This is a genomic window from Acidisoma silvae, from assembly GCF_020618775.1.
Lineage (GTDB): Bacteria > Pseudomonadota > Alphaproteobacteria > Acetobacterales > Acetobacteraceae > Acidisoma > Acidisoma silvae.
In genome coordinates this window covers 1-18,685 of the sequence record NZ_JAESVB010000033.1, presented here as the reverse complement: position 1 = coordinate 18,685, position 18,685 = coordinate 1, and the positions used below count along the sequence as shown (strand labels likewise).

Annotated in this window: 18 protein-coding genes; 8 read left to right on the top strand and 10 right to left on the bottom strand. The window is 56.2% G+C overall.

Annotated features, from left to right (window positions below; all coding sequences use genetic code 11):
* Nucleotides 1-20 precede the first annotated feature (20 nt).
* Complete coding sequence (locus tag ASILVAE211_RS24800) at nucleotides 21-599, bottom strand: hypothetical protein (protein WP_227324050.1); 579 nt, start codon at nucleotides 597-599, stop codon at nucleotides 21-23.
* A 262-nt stretch (nucleotides 600-861) separates the two neighbouring features.
* On the opposite strand from ASILVAE211_RS24800, the gene ASILVAE211_RS24795 reads away from it, so the two are divergent.
* On the top strand, nucleotides 862-1,383 hold the full coding sequence (locus ASILVAE211_RS24795; protein WP_227324049.1) for a GNAT family N-acetyltransferase: 522 nt from the start codon (nucleotides 862-864) through the stop codon (nucleotides 1,381-1,383).
* Nucleotides 1,380-2,366, top strand: a complete 987-nt coding sequence (locus ASILVAE211_RS24790) for a tyrosine-type recombinase/integrase (RefSeq protein ID WP_227324048.1) — start codon at nucleotides 1,380-1,382, stop codon at nucleotides 2,364-2,366. Before ASILVAE211_RS24795 ends, ASILVAE211_RS24790 begins: the two co-directional genes overlap by 4 nt.
* A 131-nt stretch (nucleotides 2,367-2,497) precedes the next feature.
* On the opposite strand, the gene ASILVAE211_RS24785 is transcribed toward ASILVAE211_RS24790, so the two are convergent.
* The 5 genes from ASILVAE211_RS24785 to ASILVAE211_RS26605 all read right to left on the bottom strand — a co-directional run bounded on the left by ASILVAE211_RS24785 (nucleotide 2,498) and on the right by ASILVAE211_RS26605 (nucleotide 5,211).
* Nucleotides 2,498-3,076 (bottom strand): hypothetical protein, encoded by a 579-nt coding sequence (locus ASILVAE211_RS24785; protein ID WP_227324047.1) that lies wholly within the window; start codon nucleotides 3,074-3,076, stop codon nucleotides 2,498-2,500.
* Nucleotides 3,076-3,642: a hypothetical protein gene (locus tag ASILVAE211_RS24780; protein WP_227324046.1), complete on the bottom strand. Its 567-nt coding sequence runs from the start codon at nucleotides 3,640-3,642 to the stop codon at nucleotides 3,076-3,078. Before ASILVAE211_RS24780 ends, ASILVAE211_RS24785 begins: the two co-directional genes overlap by 1 nt.
* 9 nt (nucleotides 3,643-3,651) lie before the next feature.
* Complete coding sequence (locus tag ASILVAE211_RS24775) at nucleotides 3,652-4,047, bottom strand: S24/S26 family peptidase (RefSeq protein ID WP_227324045.1); 396 nt, start codon at nucleotides 4,045-4,047, stop codon at nucleotides 3,652-3,654.
* A gap of 580 nt (nucleotides 4,048-4,627) precedes the next feature.
* Nucleotides 4,628-5,059 (bottom strand): helix-turn-helix domain-containing protein, encoded by a 432-nt coding sequence (locus ASILVAE211_RS24765; RefSeq protein WP_227324044.1) that lies wholly within the window; start codon nucleotides 5,057-5,059, stop codon nucleotides 4,628-4,630.
* Nucleotides 4,948-5,211, bottom strand: a complete 264-nt coding sequence (locus tag ASILVAE211_RS26605) for a type II toxin-antitoxin system RelE/ParE family toxin (protein WP_227324043.1) — start codon at nucleotides 5,209-5,211, stop codon at nucleotides 4,948-4,950. Before ASILVAE211_RS26605 ends, ASILVAE211_RS24765 begins: the two co-directional genes overlap by 112 nt.
* Nucleotides 5,212-5,328: 117 nt before the next feature.
* Between ASILVAE211_RS26605 and ASILVAE211_RS24755 the strand changes: the two genes are divergently transcribed.
* Both ASILVAE211_RS24755 and ASILVAE211_RS24750 read left to right on the top strand, forming a co-directional pair.
* Complete coding sequence (locus ASILVAE211_RS24755) at nucleotides 5,329-5,994, top strand: ParA family protein (RefSeq protein ID WP_227324042.1); 666 nt, start codon at nucleotides 5,329-5,331, stop codon at nucleotides 5,992-5,994.
* Nucleotides 5,995-6,836: 842 nt separating this feature from the next.
* Entirely contained in the window at nucleotides 6,837-7,673 is an 837-nt protein-coding gene (locus ASILVAE211_RS24750; protein WP_319799640.1) for a replication protein RepA, read from the top strand.
* A gap of 26 nt (nucleotides 7,674-7,699) precedes the next feature.
* Here the strand turns inward: ASILVAE211_RS24750 and ASILVAE211_RS24745 are convergent, their stop codons facing one another.
* Together ASILVAE211_RS24745 and ASILVAE211_RS24740 are read right to left on the bottom strand one after the other, a co-directional pair.
* Nucleotides 7,700-10,216 (bottom strand): type IV secretory system conjugative DNA transfer family protein, encoded by a 2,517-nt coding sequence (locus tag ASILVAE211_RS24745; RefSeq protein WP_227324040.1) that lies wholly within the window; start codon nucleotides 10,214-10,216, stop codon nucleotides 7,700-7,702.
* An 11-nt stretch (nucleotides 10,217-10,227) separates the two neighbouring features.
* The gene (locus tag ASILVAE211_RS24740; RefSeq protein WP_227324039.1) at nucleotides 10,228-10,641 is read right to left on the bottom strand and encodes a hypothetical protein; all 414 of its coding nucleotides are present in this window, start codon (nucleotides 10,639-10,641) and stop codon (nucleotides 10,228-10,230) included.
* 180 nt (nucleotides 10,642-10,821) lie between these two features.
* Between ASILVAE211_RS24740 and traA the strand changes: the two genes are divergently transcribed.
* From traA to ASILVAE211_RS24720, 4 genes are all read left to right on the top strand, one after another.
* Nucleotides 10,822-14,088 carry a Ti-type conjugative transfer relaxase TraA gene (gene traA / locus ASILVAE211_RS24735; RefSeq protein ID WP_227324038.1) on the top strand — a complete coding sequence of 1,089 codons (3,267 nt, stop codon included), beginning with the start codon at nucleotides 10,822-10,824 and terminating at the stop codon, nucleotides 14,086-14,088.
* 52 nt (nucleotides 14,089-14,140) lie between these two features.
* Nucleotides 14,141-14,533 (top strand): hypothetical protein, encoded by a 393-nt coding sequence (locus ASILVAE211_RS24730; protein WP_227324037.1) that lies wholly within the window; start codon nucleotides 14,141-14,143, stop codon nucleotides 14,531-14,533.
* 573 nt (nucleotides 14,534-15,106) lie between these two features.
* Complete coding sequence (locus ASILVAE211_RS24725) at nucleotides 15,107-15,337, top strand: hypothetical protein (RefSeq protein ID WP_227324036.1); 231 nt, start codon at nucleotides 15,107-15,109, stop codon at nucleotides 15,335-15,337.
* A 5-nt stretch (nucleotides 15,338-15,342) separates the two neighbouring features.
* Complete coding sequence (locus ASILVAE211_RS24720) at nucleotides 15,343-16,011, top strand: MT-A70 family methyltransferase (protein WP_227324035.1); 669 nt, start codon at nucleotides 15,343-15,345, stop codon at nucleotides 16,009-16,011.
* A 1-nt stretch (nucleotide 16,012) separates the two neighbouring features.
* On the opposite strand, the gene ASILVAE211_RS24715 is transcribed toward ASILVAE211_RS24720, so the two are convergent.
* Both ASILVAE211_RS24715 and ASILVAE211_RS24710 read right to left on the bottom strand, forming a co-directional pair.
* Nucleotides 16,013-16,891 (bottom strand): BglII/BstYI family type II restriction endonuclease, encoded by an 879-nt coding sequence (locus ASILVAE211_RS24715; RefSeq protein ID WP_227324034.1) that lies wholly within the window; start codon nucleotides 16,889-16,891, stop codon nucleotides 16,013-16,015.
* Between the two features lie 660 nt (nucleotides 16,892-17,551).
* Nucleotides 17,552-18,685, bottom strand: a 1,134-nt coding sequence (locus ASILVAE211_RS24710) for a DGQHR domain-containing protein (protein WP_227324033.1), incomplete at its 5' end; no start/stop codon positions are given.

Below are 18,685 nucleotides of genomic sequence, written 5' to 3'. Positions count from 1 at the left end.
ATCTTCGATGAATGAGCCCGTCACGACTTCGGCTCCCGGTTAAAGGCCGATACAAAATCTTGTGTTTCCATCGTGAAGGCTGCAGCTCCTCCAGTTTCGCGCCAGTTTCTATAAACATGCGCAAGATAAACAATCACGATAGCTGCTGCATAAACTGCGGCGGAAAAAATAAATAGTGTGCTGCTATTCCATTGATAATTTATGCCGAGTAGTGGCCCTAGCCTTGTAAATGAAAACCCGCAACCTCCAACAAGGAGAACTATAACGGACAACACCATAAAACTTGCTGCATTAGGAAATTTTCTGATTCCATCGTAATCTTTAAAAATAAAATAAAATAGCGGAGCTAGTATGCTTGTTGCGTATAGGAATAATTCCCCGTTTTCCACATTGTGGGTTATTGCTTCGCCGAGTGACATCGAGAAGTTGTGTGCTAAAAGGAAAAAGATACAGCCAAGCCATATGGGCATCGTAGAAAGTAAAATGTTAACGCCAACCTCGTTGATTGCTTCTCGATGATCGCGCCATCGAGCATCGACTAGACCCCCGATAAGCGGTAGGTGCCGAAAGAACGATTTGATCGAGCGTCCCTCGCTCATTCTAATGGGATTCCAGTTGAAGCATGGGTCTGACGATCGTGTGTTACCAAGATATCTAGGAGCAACGGCACCCCAATGTTCTTCTGGAGTTTAATAATTACGGTCCGAATTTTGGGTTCTGTCAATTGGTCAAACATCTGAAAAAGCTAGAAAAGGTTTGTTTAGGGGGAAACCGCTTGATGTTCAATGTTGCAGAACGTCAGGCCATATCCCGCATGATAAAGGTAGTTATCATGCGGGATATGGGTGGTAGGGTCGATGGATGGAAACCGGCCCGGCCCCGCAGCTCCCGACCTTCAAGACCGCCCGGCTGGAACTCCGGCCGCGAAGCGTGCTCGACTACCAAGCATGCGTGGCGATGGACCGGGATCCTTTGGTCACGCAATTCATTCCCGGCCCCTGGCGCAATCCGGTCGCCCATGCCGCCTTTGTCACGGCGCGTATTCATCACGCCTATCCGCACGGGATGGGCTACTGGTGCGTCTTCACGCCAGCCGGCTTTATCGGCTGGATCTTATTGGCACCGGAAGATCTGCTTGGCCCGGAAATCGAGATCGGCTGGCGTTTGGTTCGCTCGGCCTGGGGTCAGGGCTTTGCGACCGAAGCCGCGCGGTCCGTACTTGACCATGCCTTGCGCACGCTCAGGCTGAAACGGATCATCGCTGATATCGATCCGGCCAATACCGCTTCACTCGGTGTCGCCACCAAGCTCGGCTTTTTGCCAGCCGGCTCCGTGCAATATGAGGCGTGGACGATGACCCGCACCATGATTGAAACGGCATGAACCCGCTCCCCTCTGTTCCGGCCTCTTCGGCTCTAATTCCGCTGCCGGGGGGCCATCTGGTGCCGGTGACGATCACCGCGGCCGGGGACCAGGCGGCCTGGCGTTTCATCGACTTTTTCACGGCTAATATCCGGAACCCGAATACACGCCGTGCCTATCTGCGGGCCTGCCAGCAATTCTTTGCCTGGTGCGACGAACGCGGCCGAACACTGGCGACGATCCGCCCCTATGATGTGGCCAGCTATATCGAAGCGCGGCAGCAGACGCATTCGGCGCCGGACGTGAAGCAGCAGCTGGCGGCGATCCGTATGCTCTTCGACTGGCTCGTCACCGGCCAAGTGGTGCCCACCAATCCGACGGCTGCCGTCCGCGGGCCCAAACACGTCGTGAAGGTCGGGGCAACGCCCGTGCTGGAAGCCGGCGAATGGCGCCGGCTGCTCGACGCCATTCCCACTGAAACTGTCCGGGATCTGCGCGACCGAGCGCTAATTGCCACCCTTACCTATTCGTTCGCGCGGATTGGAGCCGCGTTAAAGATGAAGGTGGAAGACTTGCGCCCGCGGGGCGCCGGCTGGACGGTCCGTCTCCATGAGAAAGGTGGCAAGCAGCACTCGATGCCCTGCCACCATGCCCTCGCCGAGGCACTGCATGCTTATATTAATGCCGCCGGCATCGCCGAGGATCGCAAGGGGGTGCTGTTTCGAACGTCTCCAGGGCATGACGCGACGGTGCTAACGGAACAGCACATGACCCAGCCTGACTCCTGGCGGATGATCCGCCGGAGAGCTGCTATGGCCGGTATCACGGCGCCGATCGGTAGCCACTCTTTCCGGGCGACGGGGATCACGGCTTATCTAGCCAATGGTGGACAGCTTGAGCATGCTCAGGAAATGGCCGGGCATGAGAGCCCGCGGACAACCAAGCTCTATGATCGGACCAAGGAGCGTCTCACTCAGGACGAGGTCGAGCGGATACGCCTTTGAAAAATCGCTCTCTTCTATCGCTAAATCATTGATTATATGCTGTCGGAACAGAAGCCTTACCGCACTCAAAGCAAGAAAATAAAACGGATGTAATGAAAAACGCTGAACTATGTAAGGGTTGCAATCCATCATCAGCAGCCAAAAATGCATACAGGATTTTCGATTACTTTGCGAACATCCCCTCCTATTCCTAGAGAGTCTAATACCTGGCTCCTAGCTTTGGGTACAATGGCGTCATGCCCCCCAAAAGGTGTGCCAGCCAAAATATTACTTACGTCCATGTGTGTTGCAGCGGGCGGAACAATTTGCGAAATTCCAGCAGTTAAAAAGAAAGATCCAACATTAAGAATATTTTGATATGGAATAAATCCTGCTTCGCACTGCTGATACGCTTGAAAGATGCTTTGTCGAGCATTTTCTTTTTGAAGTGCCAGTGCTTGAATTAATTCAGGTATATCCAAAACATCAATTCCACCTGCTGGATTTGCTTGAGGAAAAGAACGAGGGTCCACTCCTTTTGCTTGAAGCGCACCGGCTATTTTTAAATAAAAGTTGATTTGGCTATCATAAGTCTTATGTGTTTGATCATCGACATTAGCGGCCGCTTGGCGACAAATATCAGTTTGAGCAACCGCATCATTGGAATGATAAAAATAGAATGCAAACAAACAAGAAATGATTGCGTTACTTCTCGGAAGAGCTCTTTTCATTACGAGCATCCCCCGTGTATTACACACAAGGGGTCTTTGATAATTCCAGCAACATCACCGCTGATTCCCAAGGATTTTAGAACTGCATCGCGAGTAGATGGAATTAGCGCACCGGCACCTCCAATCGGATGACCTCCAAGAAGTTGTGCTGCATCTACATGGGTCATTTGAGGAGGTAGGACCGCAGACAGGCCACCAGTTACAATGAATGCAGAGACGTCAGTTATCTTTTGATAAGGAGCAATCGCATCTTTACAGTCAGCGACAGCTTGCTGAATTTGATTATAGCCATTTGCTCTCTGGATAGCTAATTTGCTTATTACATCAGGTATATCGAGAATCTCTACGCTGCCATCTGGCATAATGACAGGATATTTGTGAGGGTCTAGCCCCTTATTTTGAAGCGCATAACTTATCTTTGTCCAAAGATCAATTTTAGGAAGATAAATAGTGTCAATCTGAAGTGTCGCTTGTTCAACGGCACTATCGCATTCATCGGCAAAAGCCTGTTGGCAGAAGCCAATTAATAATAGCGTACTTATTAGCATGAAAAATTTTATAGGCATGTTTAGCTTTCAACAATTTGAGGTTGCGACGTGAATGCCAAATTTGGCTAGGGCTTGTACAATATCGTTGTTGGGTCCTGGACCACACCGAATGTCCTTGCCCGCGTTATTGAATGCTTTGACGATGTCGTTATTTTTACCAGGGCTTTTTATTAAATCATGTATCATAAAATTTATATTTTTTACTATATCGTTATTTTTACCAAACGGCTTGTCTTTGCTTAATTCGGTTGCCAATTGGGCCAATCCAAGAATAATCAATGCGCTGCCTGGATCTACTGGAGCACAGTAGCCTGTATTGTCGCAAACTTGCATTGCAACTTCGCTTATTCCCTGTGCTGTAGAAAAAGATACTGGCACCGCGCTCAAACTAAAAAGCAAAGTGACGAATGCAACTTTAGACATTTCTGTTCCGCCTATGATGCGAAATCGATTCAAATGTGCTACGCTACTCCCGTAGAATTCGCAATGGACAAGTGCATAAAACTAGCGGTGAACGTGCCCTCTAAATCTGCGGACGTGGCTCACCCTTAGCTAAGGGTTAGTTATACGGTCGGTTCTATGACTGGTTCTTATCCTTGGACCGAAGTTTTGCCTGGACCGGAGCGCCGACGGCGTTGGTCTGTGGCAGAGAAGCTGGGGATGACGAGACCCATGAGCAGGGTGCCACGGTAAGCGTTGGCGCGGTGTCTAGCTCTTCATTTGGCGACGCATGGCCGAGCAAGGGGCTTTGACAGCAACCCATGCCGAGGAAGAGCTTGTCGCGATGTGCTCCAAAAAACGGGTGTCGCTGCCATGAGATAGTTCCCGATGGCGGTCGTCTGCGAGACACTCCGTGTGACGCGATCGATATCGCACGCCGCTTCGTGCAGGGCCTTTTCAAGCGCCAACGCGCGAAGAGCCAGATCATGGAGGCAATCGCTGCTCCATACTAAACTTGCTCATGCCGTTTCCAACAAAGATGCTTTCTGAATAATAATACCCGCTAAGGGTCTAAATCTGATCTAATGGCGGTAACGCGAGGATGAACATGAACTAAAATGTCGACCTCCTGCCCAAGGCTGGAGAGGATTGTCATCAAACGATCAATCGTGAACCGGCCGAGATTTGCCTTACGGATGCGTGAAAAGTCAGCCGCTGCTACGCCGGTTACTTCGTGTGCGGCGCGGACAGTAAGCTTCCGATCATCCAAAACCCCGATAATCTTAGCGGCGAGCAAGGCGCGCAGTTGCTCCCGATCAGCATACGGATGCCCGAGATCGCGAAATATGTTGCCGCTGCTGCGGATAATTTCCATGTCGTCAGTCATTTCAGCATCTCCCGGAGCCGCTTTAGGCGTTCCTGTATTAAATTCAGTTCCTGCTTTGGGGTTTTGATTCCCGACTTCGACTTTTTCTGAAAAGCGTGCACTACCCAAATGTCTGCACCGATCTGAAGTGCGTAGACTACCCGAAAAGCATCACCGCGATGCTTGAGAGCTAGCTCTATGATCCCAGAACTAAAGCCGGTCATAGGTTTGGCAATTCCTGGCATAAGGCCCTCTGCCAAGATCGTAAGGGTCTGCGCCATTTAGATTTGCGCCCCTTGCGGGGATGCCATAGCACTAGCGTCCTAGGACGCTAGTGCTATGGCATCCCCGCATCCAAGTGAGCTAGGGTCCGTGCGTTCTAGCGAGGGTTGGAAGAGATGCGCGTTGTGATGGTGGCGAAGCAAAAGGGAGGTGTCGGTGCGACCACGCTGACACGCGAACTTGGGGTGGCAGCGGCCGCTGCTGGGAAACGGGTGGTGTTTGTGGATCTTGATCCACAAGGAACGCTGCGTGGCTGGTGGAACCGCCGAACTGAGGGCCAGAGCGACGATCCTAATCCGGCCCTTGCGGCCCCCTCCCCTTCCCAAATGGAGGACGCAATCCGACAGCTTAAAGCTGCTGGTACTGATCTATGCATCATAGACACGCCGCCCTCTGTTCATCCCTTTTTGGCCGGCGTCATGAAACTTGCCGACCTCATCCTTTTGCCGACGCGGCCTACCACGGACGATCTGGATGCGCTTCCGGCTATTCTTGACCTGGCTGAAGAAGCTGGACGCGCATTTGCATTTGTCGTTACGCAGGCCCCACCGGGGAAATCCCGCCTCTATGACGACGCTCTCCCGATCCTGGCTCAGCGCGGTCGCGTAGCCCCTCCCCTACGTATCCGAGGAGACTTTCCTATGGCAGCCGCTACCGGCCGCGCGGCTACGGAGCTTGCTCCAAAGGGCAAGGCTGCGGAGGAAGTTAGGGCATTGTGGCATTTCGTCGCGGCAGATCTTGCCAAAATAGGGTCCAAGCGCACCAGCGTCCGGGCGTCCTAGGACAATGGATGCTATCAAAAAACGCCCATCTACTGTGGCTGCGGGTCTTCTTGTGCGCCCTGGCGCCGCACCCACTCGCTCAACACCCGTGGAGGATCTGCCGCGGACGACCATTGCGGCTCTGCCGCAAGCCGCAACGCCGCCAACTGCCCAAGTAAAACTCGCCCCGTCAGCCCAAGGGGCCGGCGGCATCAAAGCGGCGACGATCGGGACAACCGTTTACCTTCTCCCGGCTGAACATAAACGGATCAGACAGCTAGCGCTCGACCTCGACATACCATCTGTCCATGAGCTCCTGTTGCTTGGGCTAGATCGGCTATTAGCCGATAAAGGGCAGGGACCGGTTCACCGTTACAGTCCGCCACGCCCAAAGAAGGGATGATGCTGAGATACTAGTTTCATGGCGTTCTGGCATCCTAGGACAATAGCATGCTGGTTCCTGTGGAACTCCCACCAAATCCGGACGGCTACCAATTAGTTCGGTCAAAATGACCGCGATTTTTAGTTCGTAAGGCTTTCGAGTCGCACCCGTGTACTAGGCGAAGAAATCCCCAGTCATCTGGGGAGTCTTGCGAGGGTGATGGGGAGTCTTGCGAGGATCTGCGACGGAAAAACAAGGGTTTTTATGAGTTATCCCGGGGAATCTTGCGAGGAAACTAATAGTAGAATCTACTAATAACCTTCCTAATAGCTTGCTCGCAGGATTCCCCAGAGACGAATCAGACGTGATAGTTCACAGTTAGCCAATGGGGTCGGTTCATAGCCTGTTAGAACAGCATGGGAAAAAGGTAGCTCTTGAAGCTGGCCATCCCAGAAACGTGGTCGAAGCCGCGTCCAGCTACATGTCTGACGAAGAAAATGCTCTAGGATTTGCCTATAGCGGCTGGGCTCAATGTGCTCTTCCACTCAAGAAGCTTGCTTCCGATGCACGGTGGGAAATTGCCACGGATCGGGTTCGTTTGGTGGTCGAACCTGGTTTGCGCCTCGCCTCAGGCTCTATAGACGGTCCGATGGAGCACGTGGGTGTCCCATATGGGGCTCATGCTCGCTTGATCCTTCTTTATCTTCAAACGGAAGCTTTGCGCACAGGCCGCCGCGAAGTTGAACTTGGGACCTCGCTGAGAGACTGGTTGTCGAGAATTGGCATTAGCTATGGCGGCACCACGGGCCGGTCAGTCAGAGACCAAGCTGAGAGAATTAGCCGGTGCCGTTTAACCTTCCATATCCAAGGGGAAGGGTCGACTTCAGCCCTGGTCAACCAAGCAATTGTGGACAAAGCGCTGTTCATAGGCGGCGTAGAGCGCGGAACCCAGGGCCAACTTTCGCTGGAAACAGCGCAACTAAGCGAGGGCTTTTTTGAGGCACTGAAAAAGCATCCTATTCCATTGGAAGAAGCCGCAATCCGCGCTCTCAACAACAATCCAGCTGCACTGGATTGCTACATTTGGCTTGCCTATCGTTTGCACGTACTCCGAAGCGATCGCCTGGTCACATGGGCAGCATTAAAGAAACAGTTTGGCGGCTCATACCGGGAGCTTTTCCACTTTAAGCCACGTTTTATTCAAAGCCTTGAACTAGCGGCAGCTGTGTATCCAGGTGCAAACATTGAAGTAGTTGCAGAAGGCGTTGTTTTGAAGCCATCAGTTTCTCCTGTTCGAAAGCAGATCGCGGCAAAGTAGCCTCGCAAGATTCCCCACCAGCCCCCTCACGTTGCAGCCTGAGCCTGGTGCATGGGGTTCGGATCGAAGCGCCCGGCATAGGGCGCGTCCTCGAGATAATTGAGCCTCTCGAGCAGGTAGGGCGCTTCGCCAGATATCATGACGATGGGCCGGGCGGGGCCAAGGCGTATGACCTCGTCCGGGGTCATCAGGGACCGGCCCTGGAGGTGCTCACCTGATCCCGCCGATCCACCGCCCGGCCGCGTGCTGAAGCCGGTCTGGGATGATTGGCTGCTGGTGCGGTAGCGGACCGTGAACTGACCCAGGGCATCGCTGAGGTATTTGGCGGTGTCGTAATCGGCCGTGCCGAAGAACTGCTGGGTGGTATTGGCGAGGAAGCTCTGCCAGCGCGGGTAGACGGCTTTGAGCTGCGAGAGATCCTGCACGAAAAGCCAGAACTGGGCGCCGTAGCCGCGGAGCATGGTGATGTTGTCCGCCAGGCTATCCATGCGGCCAAGCTGCCCGAATTCGTCCAGGAAGAAGGCGACGCGATGCGCCGGCTTTCCAGGCGTCGCCGTCATGGCGTCGAGCGCGAGGCCGATGAAGCCGCGGACAAAACCAAGACAGGCCCGCAGGCGATCCGGGGGCAGGGCGAGATAGACTGTCATGCGGCGGCGCTTGAGGTCGCGGAGATCGAAATCGCTGCGGCTGAAGGCGCGGGCGAGGCGGGGGTCGTCCAGCCAGGCCGTGTGACGGACGAGGGTGGAGAGGACAGATCCGCGTTCTTTCTCGGGGCGGTTGAGATGGGCGGTCGCCGTGCGGGCGACGATCCGGTGGCCGCGGAGGGGATCTGCCAGCATGTCAGCCAGCACCTCCGCCCAGTCATCCTCGGAGCCGGTGAGAATGGCCCGGAGCGCGCTCATGGAACGCTGCTCGGGCGGCAGACCCGCGACATAGATCAGCAGGCCGCGGAGCAGCTCGCGCGCCGTTTCTGTCCAGTGCGGATCGGTCTCCCGGCCGGTGGACACGACCAGCATCTCGGCCATGGCGCCGGCCAGCGACACGACATCCGGATCCTCAGGATTGAGAGCGTCCAGCCAGTTCATGCCGTGGCTGGGCGCCCCGGTGACGCCGAAGGGGTCAATGAGAAAAACGTCCTGACCGGCCTCGCGACGGGCGCGGGCTGTGACGGCATAGTTCTCACCCTTGAAGTCGAGCACGAAGGCCGAGCCCGGGTAATCGAGAAGGTTTGGGATGACAGCGCCGATGCCCTTGCCGGCGCCGGTCGGCGCGCAGGTCAGGATGTGCCCGTCCTGCCGGAAGCGACCGTCCGGCCGATGGCCCGTGCCGTGCAGCCAGCCCAAGGCAAAGGCATCCGGCGGTGCTGACGGCGCCAGGTGATTGCCGGCGGTTGCTTCCTCGACCTCGCTGAAATGCGCCGTGCCATGGGTGCTGGGCACCTGGCGAGCGCCGAAGAGACCGGCGAGTGAAAACCAACCCTGCTTGAGCCTGGCCGGCACGAAGCGATGACCGGTTTTGAAAAGGATGGTGAAAAGGACGAGCCACAACAGACCGGGCCAGAGTCCCCCAGGCAACACTCCGATCGAGACCAGAAGAATAACCGGCAGCCAGCTCGCGGCCGCCGCTAGAATGAAGAGGACAGAGCCTTCAAGGGCTGCCCGAAAACCATGGATGATCATGCGTGTCTTGAAGCTCCACAGAGCGAAGACCACGCAGACGGCCAGGAGGCCGATCAATCCATCGGGGATGCGGGCCAGATGACGCCCGGTGCGCGCCAGGTAGCTGGCCTGATTGGGGTGGCGGGCGATCGACGCCTGCAGGATACGGAACTGCCCATCCGCGATGGCCGCATGGTCGGGACCCGCCGCTTTGACGATCGCCGCGGAGGCGGCAGCGGCATCGTAGTGACCATTATCGGCCGCCTGCGCGGCCGCCATCGCCGCCTGGTGCGCGGCCATGACAGCGGCGTTGGTGTCCGGGGCGATGGTGTCCGTTGTCTCCGCCACGGCCTCGCTGAGAGCGTCGGCCATGCTGGCGCTGCGGTCATAGATCGCATTGCGATCCACGATGAGCAGACGGGGATCGTCCAGACCGCGCGCCATAGCCTGAAAGCCATCGCCAAGACTGTCCGGGATTGGCAGGTGAAAGGCCTCGAACTGTTTGCGCATCCAGCTCAGCGTGGACGCAAAGGTGTTCTGTTCCAGCCGCTGTGGGTGGATGCTGCTGGTGATGGCATCGGCTGCATCGGACAGCGTGACCAAGGCGCCGCGGACAGCCTCCTTATCGGTGCGGCTCGGATCGCGGGAAGCGCCGACGATGACATCCCGCGCCGTATCGATGGCACTGGCCCGTTCCCGCCAGGTCAGAACCGCGGCTATCGCTTCACAGGTCTGGCCGTATTTGGGATCTGTCGGGTTCCAGGTGTTGACGCAATCGCGCACGGTGGAGGAGGGACGGGACAGGTCCGCCACGCTATCGGCGTGCGCGAGACCTCCGGATGCGGCGAGAATGCTGATCGTCGCCGCAATGATCACAACACGCATGACAAAAGATCTCAGTCGGCTGCGTTCGCGACCGTCGATCCATCCTTGCCTGGCGTTAAATCCTCTGCCTCATCATCGGCGCCGGTATTGGTATCGGCATCGCCATTGTCTGCCGCCGCCAGCTTCGCCTTGCGCCGGTCACCGAGCTTACCGCCTTCAGCCTTGTATTTGTCGATGGTCCAATCCGCGAAGGGTTCCTTGTCATTCGGACGGTCGATGCGCGTGAGCAGGACAGCCAGATGATGCGCCCATTGTTTATCCTTGGCTGCCGCATCGAAAAGTAGACCGCCCGCGATGATCTTGCGGCGGGTATCGAGCTTGCGTTCAGCCTCCGCCATTCTGGCCTTGGCTGCCTGTAACCGAGCTACCGTTTGATCGGCCTTCTGTTGCAGCTTGGCGAGTTGGTCTGCGGTGACTTTGCTCAACCGTCTTGTCCTTGCTTTTGTGCCATCAGCTAACCGCATTGCAAAATGATGCTGCAAGCACTCGAACGGTTTCAATCCCAAACTTGTGACCGGGCTCACCGCCGACCCGAGCGAGAGATAGTGAGCAAGGGCGCACTTACGACTTGCTGCGCAAGTCAGTGCTGATAGAGTCAACTCTCGATGGCGATCTATCATCTGAGCATGAAGCCCATCTGCCGCACGCAAGGGCGGAGCGCGGTCGCAGCCGCAGCCTACCGCGCGGCGGAGCATCTGACGAATGCGCGCGATGGGCTGAGCCACGATTATACCGGGCGTGGCGGTGTCGACCATTCTGAGATTGTCTTGCCGCCTGGGGTCGCCGCCGATTGGGCGCGGGATCGGTCGGCGCTGTGGAATGCGGCGGAGGCTGCCGAGAAGCGGTCGGACGCGCGTACTGCCCGCGAGTTCGTGCTGGCTTTGCCGCATGAGCTCGATGACAGGGAACGGTTAGAGCTGACGCGGGGGTTCGCTGGTTATCTGGCCGAGCGCTACGGGGCGGCGGTTGATGTTGCGATCCACCAACCGCATGAGACCAAGGATCTGCGCAACCGGCACGCGCATCTGCTGATAACGACGCGCCAGGTGACGCCCGAGGGCTTGGGCGAGAAGACCGAGCTCGAATGGAAGAACCAGCGGCTGCAATCGGCAGGGCTGCCGACTTCGCATGATCAGCTGCGGGATATCCGCGCGGCCTGGGAGACCCATGCCAACCGCGCTTTGGCGCAGGCCGGGCACGACGTGCAGATCGATCATCGCAGTCATTTGGAGCGGGGGCTGGAGATCGAGCCGACGCAGCATGTCGGTGTGCATGCGACCGGTGTCGCCCGCAAGGGTGGTGAGGTTGAACGCCAGCGGATCGAGCCAGCAGCAGCTGCGCGGAATGCGGCCCGGATTATCGAACAGCCGGACGAAGTTCTGACGATCATCACGGGAGAGAAGAGCGTCTTCGACCGGCGGGATATCGCGCGGGTGCTGCACCGCTATATCGATGAGCCCTCCGCCTTCCAGTCAGCCTATGCCAAGGTCATGGCGTCGCCGGCTTTGCTGGAGCTGCAGGCCGAACGGAAAGACGAGCAGGGTCAGCTTTTGGAAAGCGCGCGTCTCACGACGCGGGCGCAATTCCAGATCGAGCATGACATGGCCTATCGGGCCGATGCCATGGCCGCATCGTGGGTGGCCGGGTCTTACGGATCGGCAAACACAATCGGCACGGCGATCGCGCTCGACCGGCATCGGCATCTCTCCGACGAGCAACGTGAGGCTGTGAAGCATGTCGCGGGACCGGAGCGGATTGCCGCGGTCGTGGGGCTCGCGGGGGCGGGCAAAAGCACGATGCTGGCGGCGGCCAAAGACGCCTGGGAACGCGGCGATGGATCGGGCCGGGTCTTCGGTGCCGCTCTCGCCGGAAAGGCCGCTGAGGGGCTGGAGCAATCGTCGGGCATTCCGTCGCGAACGCTGGCATCCTGGGAGCTCAGCTGGCAGCGTGATTTTGACCTTCCGCAGAAGGGCGATGTCTTTGTCATCGACGAGGCCGGCATGGTGTCGTCAGCGCAGCTGGCGCGCTTCGTGGAAGCGGTCGATCGGGCCGGTGCCAAGCTGGTGCTGGTCGGCGATCCCGAGCAGCTGCAGCCGATCAATGCGGGTGCGGCCTTCCGTGCGATCGCCGAGCGGATCGGCTTCGTCGAGCTGGGCGCCATTCGCCGGCAGACCGAGGACTGGCAGCGGAAAGCCTCTGTCGATTTTGGCCGGAGCCGGGTGGCGGACGGATTGGCGGCATACGCCGATCATGGCGCCGTCAAATTTGGAACGGACGGTGACCGGGCGCGCAGCGCGATCGTTGATGACGTGATGGCGGATATGGCGGCCCACCCGGACAGTAGTCGGATCGTACTAGCCCATCGCCGGGTCGATGTGCGTGAGCTGAACGACGCCATCCGCGGCGCCCGGAAAGAGCAAGGGGCGCTGGCAGAGGAGGCGCCCTTTGCGACGATCAACGGCGCGCGGCAGTTCGCTGCCGGTGACCGTCTGGTGTTCCTGGAGAACAACCGCACCCTTGGCGTGAAGAACGGCATGCTCGGCGCGGTGGAGCGTGCGGAGGCCGGCGTTCTGCAGGTGCGGATGGATGCTGACGGCGGCAAGCGGGGACGGCTGGTTGAGGTCCGTCAGGAGACCTACCAGGCGGTCGATCATGGCTATGCGACGACGATCCACAAATCCCAGGGGGCGACAGTCGATCGGGCCTTCGTGCTGGCCTCTGAAAGCATGGACAAGCACCTCGCCTATGTCAGCATGACCCGGCACCGGACCGCTGTGGCGCTCTATGCCGATCGGCAGCAGTTCCGCGATCTGACGGCGCTTTCCGAGCGGCTCAGCCGGTCGAACGCGAAAGAGACGACGCTCGATTATGCGCTCGCCGGGTACGCGGAGCGGCGCGGCCTAGTGCCGGCGAGCGAGATCGTGGCACGCGATATTCAGCGTGCCGCTACCGTCGTGGGTGGTCGGGAGCAGGAGCGGGAAGGGCCGGGTAAAGCGCGGTCGGCCAAGGCGCGGCCGGCTCAGGCTGAGCGGCAACAGGATGATTCGCTGAAAGCCAAAGTTCGGAAGGCGCAGGCGGAGCGGGAGGCGCTCAGGGAGGCGCCCTATCGGCCGATGCCGGATCCCGAGCAGAAGCGTGATGGCAAGTTCGACAGGCTGAAGCTGGGCGGCGGCCCGCGATACATGCCTGGGCTGGATGAACCGGTGCCGAAGGCACGGCCTGCAGCGGATGCGGCACCCGAGCCAGCATCGCCTGCGGAGGCCGCCCGCGCGGCGCAGCGGCAGGAACTGCTGAAAGCCGACAGCTTAAGCTACGACCAGGCGCTGGAGGCGGCGACCGTGCGGGACGGGAAGAACTATGTCTCACGTCCCATGACGGTGGCCGACGCCGCCCGGCTGGTCTCACCGGACTATGCTGCCGCCGCCGATCGGCTGGAGCAAGTGCGCAAGGATCTGGCCCGTTCCGAGACGTCGATCGAGGAGAACAGCCGGCAGCGGGACGATGCGATCGACCAAGGCGACAAACGCTGGCAGCGTATGGGGACGTTCGCCCAATACGGGCATCGCATGGGCATCAAGCCTGACCGCGAGTTGGAGCTGCACGAAGCCACCGAAAAGGGCGCGGCTGCCCGTTTGACGGCCGAAGAATTGAGGCGGGCGGAACGCCTTCAGGCACTCCCGGCTTTGGAACAGCGGGAGCGGGATGCCCTGGCCGCGGTTCAACCCGAGGCGGAAGCGAAGCTGGAGCAGCGGCAGGCGCGCGTGGCCCTTGCGCACGAAGTCCGGGAGGAAAGAATGCAATTGCAGCAGAAGGCAGCCCAGAAGCAAAAGCTGGGCCTGGGTAAGAGCCAGGGCCAGGGGATAGGGCGTTAGCCTTAGTGATGCACGGATTGGCTAGTGATATGGTCACACGGGAACAGAGGTGATGATGCTGCGTCTGTCTCTCAGCTTGGCTGCAGTCACTTTGGCCGCTTGGCCCTTGCCGGCCTTCGCAAAACCTGGTGACCGGTGGGTTTGCTCTTATCCCTACCAGCAGGCAGCCAGGATGGTCGAGATAACCGTCTACGGTCAGAAGTGGGCGCAAATACAAGAACAAGGCTCTACACAGCTTCTCGTTGTCGAGGAGGACAGCAGTGACAGTCTTGTCGCTTTGAGCTGGTGGGCACGGGAAAACGAGGTCAACTCGTGGGTTCTGATGATCTCTAAGGCATCGAGGACATTTTTCACTGTATGGGCAGGAGAGGGCGGCTCTGCGGACAGAATGATGCCCGATATGACCTATCCGACGCAGATCCGGGGACAATGCTTAAAGCAATAAGGTAGGGCCTATCACAGACTTATCCCCAAGAATTCCCAGGAAGGAGCTTTACAGGATCATCGTGTTCCTATTTTGTTCACATCATGTCGCCTTTGCCCATAGCCCATTCCTGCGCTGGAGCAGACCATATCGTCACCGCCTCATGCAGACGGTGCGGGGTCAAGGATAGCACCGCTACCGTTCACTATGACGACACTCGCTACCGGACGGTAGGGTAGGTGTGGTGGGTCACAACATCTCGCAGCGAAAACGCCGAGACCTCGTGATGAGCAGTCCCATCTCCGATTTCGATACCTTCGAGTTCGATGTAACGTGCTCGACCTGCCCGCGAGAAACCACGTTTCCCGTATCTGACCTGATGCCACGCTTTAGTGCCCGAACCATGGCTGCAGTCACTTCAAAGCTTCGCTGCCGACTGCCTGATTGTGGTGGCCGACCGTCTCTGCTGACCTTACGCAGGGGCGGATATCCGATCCCACTCATCGGCCCCGGCGCGTATGGCTGACCTCGCTACGCACAGATCGTTATGTCAAACATCAGAATATCTGATTGACGGCTCGCATGCGTGCATGCATGCATGCACGCATGACATTAGCTAAACACGGCACCGAATCGCTTGGCCGCCGCCGCGTCCCCACAGGGACCGGTGAAAAGGAGCCATTGCAAATCCGGATTCCAACGAATGTGAAGCGTGCATTCAAGGCTCGCGCTGCCATTCGAGGCATCGAACCAAACACGCTGTTCGTGGAAGTTTGGGAACACTACGAACGGACCGGTCCAAATAGCGACGCGACGGAGAAATGAAGACTATGACTAAAGCAAAACCGTTCGCCTCTGATGCGGTTGTCGATTTTCGTAAGACAATGGCTGGAAAGAAGTTCTCGACCGTCCTCGCCGATCCGCCGTGGCAGTTCATTAATCGGACTGGCAAGGTTGCGCCTGAGCACCGTCGCCTGAACCGTTATGGCACCATGACGCTACCCGAAATCTGTGCCCTTCCGGTAGAAGAGGCACTTGCACCTACAGCTCATCTTTATTTGTGGGTGCCAAACGCCTTGCTGCCTGAAGGCTTGCAGGTGCTGAAGGCTTGGGGATTCAACTATAAGAGCAACATCATCTGGCACAAGCTGCGGAAAGATGGTGGCTCGGATGGTCGCGGTGTCGGCTTCTACTTCCGTAATGTTACCGAAATTCTGCTGTTTGGTGTTCGCGGCAAAAACGCACGCACCCTTGCCCCGGGACGCACTCAGGTGAATTACATGGGAACCAGGAAACGGGAGCACAGCCGTAAGCCTGACGAGCAATATGAACTCATTGAGTCATGCAGTCCTGGTGCCCGCCTTGAAATGTTTTCTCGGGGCACTCGCAAAGGCTGGACGGTCTGGGGAAATCAGGCGGATGAGTCCTATGAGCCCACTTGGGACACATATGCGCATAACTCTCGTGCTGACCGTCGTGTAGGTGTGCCGGCTGAATAGGCTATTCGTCTTCTTCTTCACCGCTTTCTTTAATCAGCTCATCTGCAGCCATTTCCCTTTTGATCTCAGGATGAGCTGATTTCCAGTCTTCGAAATCTTCAATAACTGCTGGGGTGATTCCTATGGCGAGGACGGGGCAACCACCACCGCGACCGGCATCCAATCGATAGAGCAGCTTGCCCATCCATGTTGTGCTTGCGCCATACTTGCTTTTAAAATCCTTTATGTCACCGCGACTGCCGATTTCAGCAAAGACTTTGCCCAGCGAAGCAGATCGGGTTAGCAGAACACCCGCATCTACGATGCCACACTCATAGAACGTTCTTACTGCATATAGATCGCGATCAAACGTTTGATCTTTGCTGTTCCATTCCATGTCGAAGGCCACACGGTTTTTTACGAAGTCTATTTTGTGGCCATCGATATAGTTTTCTACTTTATAAAGTTTTTCGTCCGGTACCTTTTTCTCCCCCTTTTTTCTCTTGGTCGCATCGGGGAGATTCGTCGTTTTCTTGACGATTAAGTCGCCAGTGATGCGGCTTTCATACCATCCTTTTGGAACAAGTAAGGTATCCATATTCTTGGCAATGATGCTTTTGTTGCCACCCGGAGTGATAATTTCGTTCATAGTAATGCGAAACTCCATCAGACTTTCCACAAGCTCGCTGAGTTCTTTCGCATTTGCCGACGCAAGGATGTTGCTGGCGTTTCGGTAACTATGAACCTCAAATCGATCAAGGAATTCCTTAGGCAACGTATTGCTTAGAATACCGTCCCTGGCCGAAAGCTTGATATAACTATCTTCCTTAATTGCGGCTTCTAAGCTAACTCCGACTGCCTCGTCGGGTGCTTCTGGTCTAGTACGCGCTTTGGAAGCCATTTAGAGTCTCTTTCTGATCGAAATGGTCTTATCACGGGTTTTCTGCCAATATCACCCCACCTCTTAACCAGATATACGTGAGGCTAGAAACGCGTCCATTGCCTCCTCGTCTAAAGCGGAGCGGCGCCATCTTCAGAGCGACTGCTTGACGAACTCATTGGCCAGGGCGTGGGGCACTCAGCGCCGGTGTTGGCACCCGTCCGCATGCCACCCAAAGAGAGGTTGAGAATGGACAGATTTAGGCGGTCGAAGGCTGCCGAGTGCGGCTTCATGAGCACCTGTGGCACGAACTCATTTACCGCCATCGTATTGCGTCCGTGGCGGGACGGTATTGAACAGGAAGAAATTGGCGGCGATTAGAAAGCGCGCGTCTGTTAACCCGCAAGCGGTACGCCAGGCATCTCTCTTCAAAAAGCGATTTTACTATCGAACTCAATGCGAATAGCTTGGGGCAGCTCGAGCAAACCATTCTCGTGCCAGCCGCAGTTCTTAGGGAAGCTGCCCAGCGGGTGTGAGCCAGTTGGAGGTATCATGGTGCCGGTTAGTGCTTGGCGGCGTCGCTTGCTCTCCGAACGTAAGGGGCGCTGCGCCCGGTTCTCTTACTCGACCAAGTCGACGAACGCCAGACAAACTAAATCTCGCAACACTGCCATTCACGAATCAACCAAACGCTGTAAGTTCTGATGAAATTCGTTGTACCAGGGCAGCTTCACCGCTGCTGCCTGGTGGAAAATTGTTGATATGAAAATCAGAATCTTTGATTTCCATTTTGGAGAAAAGCTCTTCGTAACGAGCATGATCAATGATTTCACCTGGCCGCCCAAGCATCAGATAAATTGGACGGAACATTCGCATCAAGGCGCGAAATCCATTTGTCCGATTTAGAATGTAACCGCGATCGTTCGAGTCCCAAGCTTCAGGCCATTGGTTTTTCACGGCTTCAAAATAGTTCCAAATGATTTTTGCAATGTTGATGTCTCCGCCTTGTAGAAATAAATTTCTAAAAGGTAAATTATTTAATTCGAGATTAGATGCAAGCGGTATTGCCTGATGACGTAAGATATGGTCCCGATCTTGACGGGGATCGTTCGAAATGAGCTTTAGAAGAGATTCTACGAAGGTCGCTTGCGTTAGTGTTTCTCCGATACGTCCGGATGTTGCTGTGCCTAACCTCTTGATTCGATGATAAAATGGACTTTTTGTGTCTTGGTCTAATGCTACTACCACGTTGTGGCAGGTCTTTTGCGGGCTACGACTCGCCGATAACTCAAAAAGGTCATATGCGAGGCTTTTATTAACCTTTGTTTGCTCAAGATTAACAGTCGAAAATATTTGCGCCTGTTGCGCAATATCAATTCCGACGAAAATTGTAACGCTAAGATCGAATTCAGGGCCATCATATTCCGCCAGGCCCGCGATTCGATGTTGCCCATCGATGACACGTGCAATATGTCGGAATAATATTGAATCATCAAGGGTGGGTTGGATGATATTAGAGAGGGTCATCTCTCGCCGATCTTCAGAATAACTAGCGGTGTCAGCGTTCACTGCAATGATGATGGAGGTAGGAAAAGTAGAATCGTAAAAAGTTACATATTTCTTTAGGTCACGCACTCGGGCATCGTTTAGAGGTCTTTGAATTCCGAGATACCGCTCCACGTCACGTTCTTCTTGCAGAACGCGGCGTACGTCAAAATAGGAAATTTCTGTCAGTACTTTATGGCTGATAACCCCAATAAAAAAGTCTCCTACAGGTTGACTTAGCTTTAAACAGGGAAAAGTTGTGCTTTTTTT